The sequence below is a fragment of the Mycobacterium sp. ELW1 genome (genome assembly GCF_008329905.1).
Taxonomy (GTDB): domain Bacteria; phylum Actinomycetota; class Actinomycetes; order Mycobacteriales; family Mycobacteriaceae; genus Mycobacterium.
The window spans coordinates 3459691-3472511 of sequence record NZ_CP032155.1; the positions used below are offsets into that span (position 1 = coordinate 3459691).

The window sequence follows — 12821 nt, forward strand, 5'->3', positions numbered from 1 at the left end:
TCGAGTTTCACTCAATCCCGCCCAAAGAACTCGATGGCCCGCTTGACGCCCGTCACCAGACGATCCACCTCGTCGACGGTGTTGTAGACGGCGAACGATGCGCGGGCGGTGGCGGCGATGCCGAACCGGCGGTGCAGCGGCCACGCGCAGTGGTGCCCGACACGCACGGCCACGCCGTCGTCGTCGAGCACCTGGCCTACGTCGTGGGCATGCACACCGTCGACGACGAAACTCACCGGCGAACCGCGGTGTTCCATGCTGGTCGGCCCGATGATGCGCACCTGCGGAATCGCTCCGAGACCTTCCAGCGCGGCGGCCACCAACTCGTTCTCGTGCGCTTCGACCGCGGCCATCCCGATCTTGTCCAAATACCGTGCGGCCGCACCCAATCCGACCACCTGCGAGGTCATCGGCGTGCCCGCCTCGAATCGCTGCGGTGCGGGCGCATAGGTGGCGCCCTCCATCGTGACGGTCTCGATCATCGACCCACCGGTGAGGAACGGCGGCATCGCGTCGAGCAGCTCACGTCGGCCGTACAGCACGCCGATACCGGTGGGGCCGAGCATCTTGTGTCCGGAGAACGCGGCATAGTCGACGTCAAGGCCGTGGAAGTCCACCGGCTGATGCGGCACCGACTGGCAGGCGTCCAGCACGGTCAGCGCACCGACAGACCGGGCCCGCCGGACAATCTCGGCGACGGGTGCCACCGCGCCGGTGACGTTCGAATGATGGCTGAACGCAACGACTTTCACTCGCTCGTCGAGCTGCAACGAATCGAGATCGATGCGGCCGTCGTCGGTCACGCCGTACCAGCGCAGGGTCGCCCCGGTGCGGCGGGCGAGCTCCTGCCAGGGAATCAGGTTGGCGTGGTGTTCCAGCTCGGTGGTGACGATGACGTCGCCGGGACCGACCACCTTCTCGAATCGCTTGTCCCCCAGCACGTACGAGACCAGGTTGAGCGACTCGGTGGCGTTCTTGGTGAACACCAGCTCGTCGGTGTCGGCACCGACGAAGGACGCGATATCGGCACGGCCCTGCTCGTAGGCGTCGGTCGACTCCTCCATCAGCTGGTGCGCACCGCGATGCACCGCGCCGTTGGATGTGGTCAGGAACTCCCGCTCGGCATCGAGAACCTGCAGCGGTTTCTGCGACGTCGCCCCGGAATCCAGGTAGGCCAGCTGGTGTCCGCCCCGCATCACCCGACTGAGGATCGGGAAATCCGCGCGGATACCCACGACGTCCAGATCGACCGAGGCGGTCATGTCAGGCTCCTGCCGCCGCCTGGGTGAAGCGCACGTAGCCGTTCTCTTCCAGCTCGTCGGCCAGCTCGGCGCCGCCGGACTCGACGATCCGGCCGTCGACGAAGACGTGGACGAACTGCGGGTGGATGTAGCGCAGGATCCGGGTGTAGTGCGTGATCAGCAGGACACCGGCATGTTCGGCCTCGGCGTAGCGGTTGACACCTTCGGAGACCACGCGCAGGGCGTCGACGTCCAGGCCGGAGTCCGTCTCGTCGAGGATCGCGATCTTCGGCTTCAGCAGACCCAGCTGCAGGATCTCGTGGCGCTTCTTCTCGCCACCGGAAAAGCCTTCGTTCACACTGCGTTCGGCGAACTGCGGGTCGATCTCCAGATCGGTCATCGCCGACTTGACTTCCTTGACCCAGTGCCGCAGCTTCGGGGCCTCGCCGCGGACCGCGGTCGCCGCGGTGCGCAGGAAGTTCGACATCGACACCCCGGGCACCTCGACCGGGTACTGCATGGCCAGGAACAGGCCGGCGCGGGCGCGTTCGTCGACGCTCATCGCCAGCACATCCTCACCGTCGAGCGTGATCGATCCCGACGTGACGTGGTACTTGGGATGACCGGCGATCGAATACGACAGCGTGGACTTCCCGGAACCGTTGGGGCCCATGACCGCATGGGTCTCCCCCGAATTCACGGTCAGGTTGACGCCCTTGAGGATCTCCTTCTCGGTGCCGTCCTCGTTGGCGACGCTGACGTGAAGATCCTTGATTTCCAAAGTGCTCATGGCTGTGTGGCTTTCGACTCAGTGATGGCAAGTTCTCGTTCGATGGCATCGGTCAGGCGCTCGCGCACCTCGGGGACCGCGATTTTGGCGATGATCTCGTTGAAGAAACCGCGCACCACCAGCCGGCGGGCTTGCGCCTCCGGGATGCCGCGGGCGCGCAGGTAGAACAGCTGCTCGTCGTCGAAACGGCCGGTGGCACTGGCGTGCCCGGCGCCGACGATCTCGCCGGTCTCGATCTCCAGGTTGGGCACCGAGTCGGCACGCGCGCCGTCGGTGAGCACCAGGTTGCGGTTGACCTCGAAGGTGTCGGTGCCGGTGGCCTCGGCCCGGATCAGCACGTCGCCCACCCAGACGGTATGCGCATCGGGCTTCTTGGAATCCGGATCCCCTTGCAGCGCACCCTTGTACAGCACGTCCGACTTGCAGTTCGGTTGCGCGTGGTCGACCAGCAGCCGCGACTCGAAGAACTGCCCGGCGTCGGCGAAGTAGGTGCCGAGCAGCTTGGCGTCGCCGCCGGGGCCGGTGAACCGCACGGTGGTCGAGGTCCGCACCACGTCACCGCCGAGGGTGACGTTGACGTGGCCGAGGACCGAGTCCTTGCCGAGCTTGGCGTGGTGCGCGCTCACGTGCACCATGTCGTCGGCGAAGTCGGCGATCCAGATGACGCCCAGGCCGGCGGAGTCGCCGACGATGATCTCGACGTTGTCGGCGTAGGTACCGCTGCCGCGCAGGTCGACGACGACGATCGCCCGGGACAACTCCTCGACCCGGATCTGCAGGTGACCGTAGGCCACGGCGCCCTCACCGGGGCCGTCGACGGTGATCTCGATGGGCTCGGCCACCTCGGTGTCGCGCGCGACGGTCACCACCGTCGCCGAGTTGAACGACGAGAACGCCTGCGCGGCAACCCGATCGCTGGGCACCCCGCCCTGGCCCAGTCGCTCGTCACCGCGCCGGACGGTCTCGACCGTGACACCGGGACGCTCGGTCACCGTGATCGCGGCGGTGCCATTGGCGACGGCCGAACCGTCGTGCAGGCCACGAAGTCGCTTCAGCGGGGTGAACCGCCACAGCTCGTCGCGACCGCCGGGCACCTCGAAGGCGTCGACGTCGAACGAGCTGAATTGCTCGCCCTTGTTGGCGGCAGTGAGGCGCGAACCCTCCACTGCCTTAGTCAGATTGCTCATATATGTTTCCCGTCGCTTCGCTCGCCCGAGCTAGCCGACAGCGCCTTCCATTTGCAGCTCGATCAGCCGGTTCAACTCCAGTGCGTATTCCATGGGCAGCTCCTTGGCGATCGGCTCGACGAAGCCGCGCACGACCATCGCCATTGCCTCGTCCTCGGTCATGCCGCGGCTCATCAGGTAGAACAGCTGATCCTCGCTGACCTTCGACACGGTGGCCTCGTGGCCCATCGTGACGTCATCCTCGCGGATGTCGACGTAGGGGTAGGTGTCGCTACGGCTGATGGAGTCGACCAGCAGCGCATCGCATTTCACGCTCGCACGTGATCCGTGCGCGCCCTTGTTGACCTGGACCAGGCCGCGGTAGGACGCCCGGCCACCGCCACGGGCCACTGACTTGGACACGATGTTGCTCGACGTGTACGGGGCCAGGTGCAGCATCTTGGCGCCGGTGTCCTGATGCTGTCCCTCGCCGGCGAAGGCCACCGAGAGAACCTCGCCCTTGGCGTGCTCGCCGGTCATCCACACCGCCGGGTACTTCATCGTGACCTTCGAACCGATGTTGCCGTCGACCCACTCCATGGTGGCGCCGGCCTCGGCGCGGGCACGCTTGGTGACCAGGTTGTAGACGTTGTTCGACCAGTTCTGGATGGTCGTGTAACGGCAACGGCCACCGGGCTTCACGATGATCTCGACGACCGCGGAGTGCAGCGAGTCGCTCTTGTAGATCGGCGCGGTACACCCCTCGACGTAGTGCACGTAGGCGTCTTCGTCGACGATGATCAGCGTCCGCTCGAACTGGCCCATGTTCTCGGTGTTGATCCGGAAGTAGGCCTGCAGCGGGATGTCGACGTGCACGCCCTTGGGGACGTAGATGAACGAACCGCCCGACCACACCGCGGTGTTGAGCGCGGAGAACTTGTTGTCCCCGGCCGGGATCACGGTGCCGAAGTACTGCCGAAACAGTTCCGGGTGCTCACGCAGGCCCGAGTCAGTGTCCAGGAAGATCACGCCCTGGGCCTCGAGGTCCTCGCGGATCGAGTGGTAGACCACCTCGGACTCGTACTGCGCGGCAACACCGGAGACCAGGCGCTGCTTCTCCGCCTCCGGGATACCGAGCCGGTCGTAGGTGTTCTTGATGTCGGCGGGCAGGTCATCCCAGGTGGCGGCCTGCTTCTCGCTGGAGCGCACGAAGTACTTGATGTTGTCGAAATCGATGCCCTCGAGGTTGGATCCCCAGTTCGGCATCGGCTTCTTGTCGAACGTGCGCAATGCCTTGAGCCGGATGTCGAGCATCCAGTCCGGCTCGCTCTTCTTGCCGGAGATGTCGCGCACCACAGCCTCGGACAGCCCGCGCTGTGCGCTGGCACCCGCAACGTCGGAGTCCGACCAGCCGTAGCCGTACTTGCCCAGCGAAGCGATGGTTTCTTCCTGGGTCAGCGGCTCGGCCGTCTTGGCTTCCGGTGTGAGTGTCATGGTGACGCCCTTCTGGTCTAGTGGTGTGCCGGGGTGAGCGGCACGTGGGTGGTGCAGGCGCAGTCGCCGTTGGCGATCGTCGCCAGGCGCTGGACGTGGGTGCCGAGTACCTCCGACATGGCTTGCTGCTCGGCTTCGCACAGTTCCGGAAACTCTTCGGCGACATGCGAGACCGGGCAGTGGTGCTGGCAGATCTGGATCCCCTGCATGGGCCCGCCCACCCGCGTCGTCGTCGCCGCATAGCCGGCCTTGGTCATCGCGTCGGCGACCCGCTCCGCAGTGGATTCAATGTCGTCGGGGCCCTGGGTTACTCCCGCGAGGATGGCGTCGATACGGCGCCGGGCGAACGTCTGCACCGCCTGGTCACCGCCGATCTCGCGCAATTGGCGGATCGCGGCGGACGCCAGGTCGTCGTAGGTGTGCTCCAGCTTGGCCCGTCCGGCCGCGGTGAGCCGGTAGCGCTTGGCGGGCCGGCCGCGGCCTGCCTGCTGCCACGCCGCCGCCGCGTTGGCCTGGGCGTCGCCCGCCTCGATCAGAGCGTCGAGGTGCCGGCGCACACCAGCGGCGGAGATGCCCAGCCGCCGGCCGATCTCGGCGGCGGTGATCGATCCCGACTCGAGCAGGAGCTGCACAATTGCCCGGCGGGTCTGCCCGTCATGCACAGCGGTGCCCACCACGGGCACAGCGTCAGCATCGGACGGGAATTTCACAACACCAGTGTTACGCAATTGCCCGAACAGGTCTAGCAAGGGCACCCTTAGCAAGCTGAGGGCGAAAAAGCCGCCCGTTAGAGTGCTGTGGTGGCAGCCCGCCAGCTTTCGCTGAGTTCCTCAATCGCCCGTCTGCACGGCGATGAACGCACCGTTGGCGCACCACTCAACGACGCCGAATTCCGCGCCATGCGCCGGACCCGGTTGTTCGGTGCCACCGGAACAGTACTGATGGCAATCGGTGCGCTCGGCGCCGGCGCCCGCCCCGTCGTGCAGGACCCCACCTTCGGGGTGCGGCTGCTGAACCTGCCGTCGCGCATCCAGACCGTCTCACTGACCATGACCACCACCGGTGCGGTGATGATGGCGTTGGCCTGGCTGATGCTCGGCCGCTTCGCCCTGGGCAGCCGCCGGATGTCGCGCAGTCAGCTTGATCACACCCTGCTGCTGTGGGTCATCCCGCTGCTGATCGCTCCGCCGATGTACAGCAAGGACGTCTACTCCTATCTGGCGCAGAGCCAGATCTCGGCCAATGGGCTCAATCCCTACAAGGTCGGGCCCGCCCCCGGACTGGGTCTGGACCACGTCTTCACCCTGTCGGTGCCCAGCCTGTGGCGCGAGACGCCTGCGCCGTACGGCCCGCTGTTCTTGTGGGTGGGACGCGGGATCTCGGCCCTGACCGGGGAGAACATCGTCGCCGCTGTCCTGAGTCACCGCGTGGTGGTGCTGCTCGGCGTCGGGATGATCGTGTGGGCGGTGCCGCGCCTGGCCCGCCGCTGCGGCGTCGCCGAGGTCAGCGCGCTGTGGCTCGGTGCGGCCAACCCGCTGCTGCTGATGCATCTGGTCGCCGGCATCCACAACGAGGCGCTGATGCTGGGCCTGATGCTCACCGGAACCGAATTCGCGCTGCGCGGCATCGACTCCGCCAAGCCACTGTGGCCACGGCCGATGCACTGGCCGCACGGGCGGGACCAGTGGGCGCAGTGGATGCCGCCGGCGATGCTGGTGTTGGGCTCGATGCTGATCACGATGTCGTCCCAGGTGAAGTTGCCGGGCCTGTTGGCCCTGGGCTTTGTGGGGATGGCCCTGGCGTACCGCTGGGGGTCCACCATCACGGCGTTCCTTCTGGCCAGCGCGTTCATGGGGTCGCTGTCGCTGGTGGTGATGGCGATTATCGGCTGGGCCAGCGGCCTGGGCTTCGGCTGGGTTTTCACACTCGGCACCGCCAACGTGGTGCGCAGCTGGATGTCCCCGCCGACGCTGCTGGCGCTGGGCACCGGCCAGGTGGGAATTCTGCTCGGGCTGGGTGACCACACCACCGCCGTGCTGTCGCTGACCCGCGCCATGGGTGTGCTGATCATCATGATCACCGTCACCTGGCTGCTGCTGGCCGTGATGCGAGGCCGGTTGCATCCGGTCGGCGGCCTCGGTGTGGCGCTGGGCGCGACCGTCCTGCTGTTTCCGGTCGTGCAGCCCTGGTACCTGCTGTGGGCGATCATCCCGCTGGCCGCCTGGGCCACCAGGCCGGGCTTCCGCATCGCGACCATCGCGGTGTCGCTCGTCGTCGGGATATTCGGGCCCACCGCCAACGGCGACCGTTTCGCACTGTTCCAGATCGTCGACGCCACCCTGGCCAGCACGGTGATCGTGCTGATGCTGATCGCGGTGACGTTCCACCGGCTGCCCTGGCGCACAGTGCCCGGGACCAACGAAACGTTCAGCGGTCAGGAGCCCGACACCTCGGCCACCCCGGAGTCCGGCACACCCTCGCCGGAGCCACCGACCGAACCACCGGCGCCGCGCCCGGCGCCCGGCGCATACGCTGACTCACCGTGAGTTCCGGCCGCGAAATCCCCGTGCGACTGCGCGGGGTGTCCAAGCACTATGGGTCGACGACGGCCGTGGCGAATCTCGACCTCGAGGTGCACGCGGCCGAAGTGCTGGCCCTGCTGGGCCCGAACGGGGCGGGCAAGACCACGACCGTCGAGATGTGCGAGGGCTTCACCCGGCCCGACGGCGGGACCATCGAGGTGCTGGGCCTGGACCCGGTCACCGACAACGCGCGAGTGCGCGAGCGGATCGGCGTCATGCTGCAGGGCGGCGGCGGTTACCCGGCCGCGCGGGCCGGCGAGATGCTGAACCTGGTGGCCTCCTACGCCGCCAACCCGCTCGACCCGGCCTGGCTGCTGGACACGTTGGGGCTGACCGAGGCCGCCCGCACCACCTACCGCAGGCTCTCCGGCGGCCAGCAGCAGCGGCTGGCGCTGGCGTGCGCCCTGGTCGGCCGGCCCGAGCTGGTCTTCCTCGACGAGCCCACCGCCGGCATGGACGCGCACGCGCGGCTGGTGGTGTGGGAGCTCATCGACGCGCTGCGCCGCGACGGCGTGACGGTGGTGCTGACCACCCACCAGCTCAAGGAGGCCGAGGAGCTCGCCGACCGGATCGTGATCATCGACCACGGCTCGGCGGTCGCGTCGGGCACGCCCGCGGAGCTGATGAACTCCGGCGCCGAAGGTCAGTTGCGATTCTCGGCACCCCGTCAGCTCGACCTGTCGCTGTTGATCGCTGCGTTACCGGAAGGCTATGCGGCCAAAGAGGTTTCGCCCGGCGAATACCTGGTGGAGGGCAAGATCGACCCGCAGGTGCTGGCGACCGTCACCGCGTGGTGCGCGCGGCTCGACGTGCTGGCCACCGATGTCCGGGTCGAGCAGCGCAGCCTCGAAGACGTGTTCCTGGAGTTGACCGGTAGGGAGTTGCGGTCATGACGAGTGAGCTCTTCCCGCCGGGCACCTTCGCGCCCGACCCGCGGCCCAGCACCGTGCCGCGGATGCTGGCCGCGCAGTACGGCCTCGAGCTGAAGCTGTTGTTGCGCAACGGCGAACAGCTGTTGCTGACGATGTTCATCCCGATCACCCTGCTGATCGGGCTCACCCTGTTGCCGTTCGGCTCGTTCGGCGCGCACCGGGTCGCGGTGTTCGTTCCGGCGATCATGGCGTTGGCGGTGATCTCGACGGCCTTCACCGGCCAGGCGATCGCCGTCGCGTTCGACCGCCGCTACGGGGCGCTGAAACGGTTGGGCGCCACCGCACTTCCGGTGTGGGGCATCATCGCCGGTAAATCCCTGGCCGTGGTGACGGTGGTGTTCCTGCAGGCACTGCTGCTCGGCGGCATCGGTTTGGGGCTGGGCTGGCGTCCGCATCCGGTCGGCCTGCTGCTCGGCGCGGTGGTGATCGCACTGGGCACCGCGGGGTTCGCGGCGATGGGCCTGCTGCTGGGCGGCACGCTGCGCGCCGAGATCGTGCTGGCCGTCGCCAACCTGCTGTGGTTCGTGTTCGCCGGGTTGGGGGCGTTGACCCTGGAGACCGGGGCGATTCCGCGCGGGGTGGCCTGGGTGGCGCGGCTGACGCCGTCCGGGGCGCTCACCGAAGCACTGACCCGGGCCATGTCGCTGTCCGTGGACTGGTTCGGTATCGCGGTGCTGGCGGTGTGGGGCCTGGTGTCGGCGCTGGCGGCACTGCGCTGGTTCCGGTTCACCTGAGCTGATCCCTACTACAGGGCGTAGTTAGACGTCCTCTACGATCAGGCCGTGCCCGTCGGACGGTTTTTTCTGCGGCTGGTGGACCTGCTGCCACTGCCGAGCCTGTGCGTCCAGCGCATCATCGCCGCCGCGGTCATCCTGACCCAGGGCGGGATCGCCGTCACCGGTGCCATCGTCCGGGTCACCGCATCCGGGTTGGGCTGCCCCACCTGGCCGCAGTGCTTCCCCGGCAGCTTCGTCCCGGTCCCGCACGCCGAAGTGCCGGTCATCCACCAGGCCGTCGAGTTCGGCAACCGGATGATCACCTTCCTCGTCGTGCTCACCGCGATCCTGGCCGTGCTGGCCGTCACCCGCGCCCGCCGCCGCCGGGAGGTGCTGATCTACGCCTGGCTGATGCCGGCGTCGACGGTGGTGCAGGCGGTGCTCGGCGGGATCACCGTGCTGGCCGGGCTGGCGTGGTGGACGGTCGCGATCCACCTGCTCGCGTCGATGGCGATGGTGTGGCTGGCCACCCTGCTCTACGTCAAGATCGGCGAGCCCGACGACGGCATCTCGACCGCGCTGGTGCCCAAACCGCTGCGCCATCTGACCGTGCTCGGCGCACTGACGCTGGCCGCGACGCTGACGACTGGGACCCTGGTCACCGGCGCAGGCCCGCACGCCGGCGACAAGAGTCCGCAGCGTTCGGTACCGCGCCTCGAGGTCGAGATCCTCACGCTGGTGCACATGCACTCGACGCTGTTGATCGCCTACCTGGCGCTGCTAGTCGGGCTGGCCGCCGGTTTGCAGGCGGTGTTCGCGCCGCGGTCCATCATGAAGCGGTTGGCGGTGCTCGTCTGTTTGGTGCTGGCCCAAGGACTGGTCGGCGCGGTGCAGTTCTTCACCGGCGTGCCTGCCGCACTGGTGGCCGTGCACGTCGCGGGCGCGGCGGCCTGCACCGCGGCCACCGCGGCGCTATGGGCGTCGATGCGACAGCGGGCCGAGCCCAAGACGCTCACACGCTGACTCCACCTCGAGCGCGAACGCACGCTGCTGCAGGTCGCGGGTCCGCTCGTCGAGCTGTCCCCAGCCAAGCCCGGGCTCGATGACCTCGAGCTCCAGCAGCACCGGATTTTCCGCGCCACCAATGAGATCCACGCGGGCGTAGAGCAGCTCGGTGGTGGCGATGCCCAGGTGCGCGCACGCGGCGTCCAGCGCGGCGACGCCGACATCCCACATCGCGAAGTCGGGATCGGCCGATGTCAGTTTCTCGGCGACGTAGGTGCCCGACTCGTCCAACAGGGCCTGCTCGCCTTCGGGCGGCAGCATCGGCCCTTTGGTGAAGGCATGCGACTGCCGTCCGCCGAGGAACACCAGCGCGGTCTCCCCCTGCTCGACGCGGGCGTCGTACGGCTGCACCAACGCGGTGCGCCCGGAGTCCTGCAGTGCGGCGACGTGTGCGCGCGCCGCGGCCCGGTCCACGAACCGGCCGGTGTCGATCGAGCCCGCGCCGATCGCGGGCTTGACCACGATCTCGCCCTTGGGCAGCGTGACCTTCTGGCCGGGTTCGACGAAGTGCGACGGGATGGTGGGCACCCCGGCCTCGGCAAGATCCCGCAGGTAGTGCTTGTCGCTATTCCACGCCACGACATCGGGGGCGTTGAGCAGGTGGCGGACCCGCCGGGTCCAGGCCAGGAATTCCTCGCGGCGTTCGGCGTAATCCCAGGCGGCGCGCAGGATCACCAGGTCGGCGGTCTCGGTCTGCGGGTCGTCCCAGGACAGCCAGCGGGCGTGCAGCCCGCGGGTGCGCAGGGCGGCGATCAGGCCGTCGTCGTCGCCGTCGCCGGAGACGAGCTGCGGACAGCCCGCCAGCACGATGCTCGGATGGAAGACATCGGGACGTGCCAGATTCGGGCGAGGGCTCACAGCGGGGATGATAGTGACATGCACGCAATCGAAGTCGCCGAGACGGGCGGCCCCGAGGTCCTGAACTACGTCGAGAAGCCGCAGCCCACACCCGGCCCGGCCGAGGTGCTCATCCAGGCGGACGCGATCGGCGTCAACTACATCGACACCTATTTCCGGTCCGGCCTCTATCCGCGGGAGCTGCCGTTCGTGGTGGGCACCGAGGTGTGCGGCACGATCGTCGCGGTCGGTGACGACGTCGCGGCCATCACGCCCGGCGACCGGGTGGTCACCGCGGTGGCATCCGGCGCCTATGCCGAGTTCTGCACCGCCCCGGCCGATTTCGTTGCCTACGTGCCCGATTCGGTGCCGTCGGACGCCATCGCCTCGGCGCTGCTGAAGGGCATGACCGCGCACTACCTGATCAAGTCGGTGTACGCGGTGCAGGCCCGCGATTTCGTCCTCGTGCACGCCGGGGCCGGCGGCGTCGGCCTGATCCTGACCCAGTGGGCCACCAGCCTGGGCGCCCGGGTGATCACCACCGCCTCCAGCCCGCAGAAGGCGGAGCTGTCCCGGCAGGCAGGCGCGATCGAGGTGCTCGACTACCCCGAGGACCCCGCCGAGTTCGCCGCCACGATCCGCGACCTCACCAACGGGCACGGCGTGGCCGCCGTCTACGACGGTGTCGGCAAGACCACATTCGACGCCAGCCTCGCGAGCCTGGCGATTCGCGGCACGCTGGCGTTGTTCGGCGCCTCCAGCGGACCCGTACCGCCGGTGGATCCGCAGCGGCTCAATGCCGCCGGGTCGGTGTTCCTCATACGGCCCAACCTCGCCCACTTCACCCGCACGCCGGACGAATTCGCGTGGCGCGCGGGTGAACTATTGGATGCGATCGCGTCCGGCGCCATCACGATCACGGTCGGTGGCCATTACCCGCTGGCCGAAGCCGCCCAGGCGCACCGGGATCTGCAGGGCCGCAAGACGACCGGCTCGATCGTGCTGCTGCCTCAGAACTAGCTGAACAGCGTCGGCAGCGCCAGCGCCGAGTCGACGGCGAGTGCGACGAACACCAGCGCCAGGTAGTTGTTCGACTGCAGGAACAGTCGCAGCGGCTTGACCGGGTTGCCGCGGCGCACACCGGCATGCAGGCGGTGCGCCATGATCAGGAACCAGACGCCGGCCAGTGCGGCCACCGAGCCGTACAGCCAGCCGCAGGCCGGCGCGAGCGCCAGCGTGGCGATCACGGTCAGCCAGGTGTAGATCAGGATCTGCTTGGTGACCTGCAACTCGGTGGCCACCACCGGCAGCATGGGCACGCCGGCGGCGCGGTAGTCGTCCTTGTACTTCATCGCCAGCGCCCAGGTGTGCGGCGGCGTCCAGAAGAAGATGATCGCGAACATCACCAGCGCCTGCCAGCCGATCGTGTCGGTGACGGCCGACCAGCCGATCATCACGGGCATGCAGCCGGCCGCCCCGCCCCACACCACGTTCTGCGAGGTGCGGCGCTTGAGCAGCAGGGTGTAGACGAGCACGTAGAAGGCGATGGTTGCCGCGGCCAGGTGCGCCGAGAGCAGGTTGGTGGTCCACCACAGCCAGAAGAACGATCCGACCGAGAGCGTCAGCCCGAACACCAGGGCGTGGCTGCGGGGCACGGTCGCGCGGGCCAGCGGCCGCCGTTCGGTGCGCTTCATCACCTTGTCGATGTCGGCGTCGGCCACGCAGTTGAGCGTGTTGGCGCCGGCTGCGGCCAGCAGACCACCGAACAGGGTGTTGAGAATGAGCGGCAGGTCGACGGTGCCGCGGCCGGCCAACAGCATGGCCGGAATGGTGGTGACGAGCAGCAGTTCGATGACCCGCGGTTTGGTCAGGGCGAGGTATCCCAGGAGCCTGTCGCGGAACCGAATGGGCGCCCCGTCAACGAGGTGCACTTCGCGAACTCTCACGCAACTGACTCCTGACCAGACGATCTACTACAGAGGATGGTAGTCGGCCCCG

The 12821-nt window shown here is 68.1% G+C and carries 12 protein-coding genes; 5 read left to right on the forward strand and 7 right to left on the reverse strand.

The annotated features are described in order from the left end of the window. Positions 1–11: 11 nt before the first annotated feature. The 5 genes from D3H54_RS16310 to D3H54_RS16330 are packed head-to-tail and all read right to left on the reverse strand — an operon-like array spanning position 12 to position 5446. On the reverse strand, positions 12–1262 hold the full coding sequence (locus D3H54_RS16310) for a cysteine desulfurase (RefSeq protein ID WP_149379924.1): 1251 nt from the start codon (positions 1260–1262) through the stop codon (positions 12–14). Between the two features lies 1 nt (position 1263). After that, a complete protein-coding gene (gene sufC / locus D3H54_RS16315) occupies positions 1264–2031 on the reverse strand; it encodes a Fe-S cluster assembly ATPase SufC (RefSeq protein ID WP_149379925.1) in 768 nt (255 codons plus the stop codon). Further along, entirely contained in the window at positions 2028–3218 is a 1191-nt protein-coding gene (gene sufD, locus D3H54_RS16320) for a Fe-S cluster assembly protein SufD (protein WP_149379926.1), read from the reverse strand. Before sufD ends, sufC begins: the two co-directional genes overlap by 4 nt. A gap of 30 nt (positions 3219–3248) precedes the next feature. After that, positions 3249–4691: a Fe-S cluster assembly protein SufB gene (sufB, locus tag D3H54_RS16325; protein ID WP_149379927.1), complete on the reverse strand. Its 1443-nt coding sequence runs from the start codon at positions 4689–4691 to the stop codon at positions 3249–3251. A 17-nt stretch (positions 4692–4708) separates the two neighbouring features. Then, entirely contained in the window at positions 4709–5446 is a 738-nt protein-coding gene (locus tag D3H54_RS16330; protein ID WP_432246327.1) for a helix-turn-helix transcriptional regulator, read from the reverse strand. Between the two features lie 45 nt (positions 5447–5491). Here D3H54_RS16330 and mptB point away from each other — a divergent pair, with 45 nt between their 5' ends. The 4 genes from mptB (at position 5492) to D3H54_RS16350 (ending at position 9944) form a co-directional block, all read left to right on the forward strand. Further along, a complete protein-coding gene (gene mptB / locus D3H54_RS16335; protein ID WP_168214884.1) occupies positions 5492–7237 on the forward strand; it encodes a polyprenol phosphomannose-dependent alpha 1,6 mannosyltransferase MptB in 1746 nt (581 codons plus the stop codon). After that, positions 7234–8166 (forward strand): ABC transporter ATP-binding protein, encoded by a 933-nt coding sequence (locus D3H54_RS16340; RefSeq protein ID WP_210419562.1) that lies wholly within the window; start codon positions 7234–7236, stop codon positions 8164–8166. Before mptB ends, D3H54_RS16340 begins: the two co-directional genes overlap by 4 nt. After that, positions 8163–8939 carry an ABC transporter permease gene (locus D3H54_RS16345; RefSeq protein WP_149379930.1) on the forward strand — a complete coding sequence of 259 codons (777 nt, stop codon included), beginning with the start codon at positions 8163–8165 and terminating at the stop codon, positions 8937–8939. Before D3H54_RS16340 ends, D3H54_RS16345 begins: the two co-directional genes overlap by 4 nt. 75 nt (positions 8940–9014) lie before the next feature. Continuing rightward, positions 9015–9944, forward strand: a complete 930-nt coding sequence (locus D3H54_RS16350) for a COX15/CtaA family protein (RefSeq protein ID WP_210419741.1) — start codon at positions 9015–9017, stop codon at positions 9942–9944. Here the strand turns inward: D3H54_RS16350 and D3H54_RS16355 are convergent. After that, positions 9894–10844 (reverse strand): ATP-grasp domain-containing protein, encoded by a 951-nt coding sequence (locus tag D3H54_RS16355; protein WP_149379932.1) that lies wholly within the window; start codon positions 10842–10844, stop codon positions 9894–9896. The genes D3H54_RS16350 and D3H54_RS16355 overlap by 51 nt on opposite strands. Before the next feature lie 18 nt (positions 10845–10862). Between D3H54_RS16355 and D3H54_RS16360 the strand changes: the two genes are divergently transcribed. Then, a complete protein-coding gene (locus D3H54_RS16360; protein WP_149379933.1) occupies positions 10863–11843 on the forward strand; it encodes a quinone oxidoreductase family protein in 981 nt (326 codons plus the stop codon). On the opposite strand, the gene D3H54_RS16365 is transcribed toward D3H54_RS16360, so the two are convergent. Further along, complete coding sequence (locus D3H54_RS16365) at positions 11840–12769, reverse strand: heme o synthase (RefSeq protein WP_149379934.1); 930 nt, start codon at positions 12767–12769, stop codon at positions 11840–11842. The genes D3H54_RS16360 and D3H54_RS16365 overlap by 4 nt on opposite strands. Positions 12770–12821: the final 52 nt, after the last annotated feature.

What these genes read in the sequence shown, in the direction of transcription:
- sufD (WP_149379926.1), bottom strand. Translation starts at nt 3,218, where the DNA reads ATGAGCAATCTGACTAAGGCAGTGGAGGGTTCGCGCCTCACTGCCGCC.
- D3H54_RS16360 (WP_149379933.1), top strand. Translation starts at nt 10,863, where the DNA reads ATGCACGCAATCGAAGTCGCCGAGACGGGCGGCCCCGAGGTCCTGAAC.
- sufC (WP_149379925.1), bottom strand. Translation starts at nt 2,031, where the DNA reads ATGAGCACTTTGGAAATCAAGGATCTTCACGTCAGCGTCGCCAACGAG.
- D3H54_RS16310 (WP_149379924.1), bottom strand. Translation starts at nt 1,262, where the DNA reads ATGACCGCCTCGGTCGATCTGGACGTCGTGGGTATCCGCGCGGATTTC.
- sufB (WP_149379927.1), bottom strand. Translation starts at nt 4,691, where the DNA reads ATGACACTCACACCGGAAGCCAAGACGGCCGAGCCGCTGACCCAGGAA.
- D3H54_RS16345 (WP_149379930.1), top strand. Translation starts at nt 8,163, where the DNA reads ATGACGAGTGAGCTCTTCCCGCCGGGCACCTTCGCGCCCGACCCGCGG.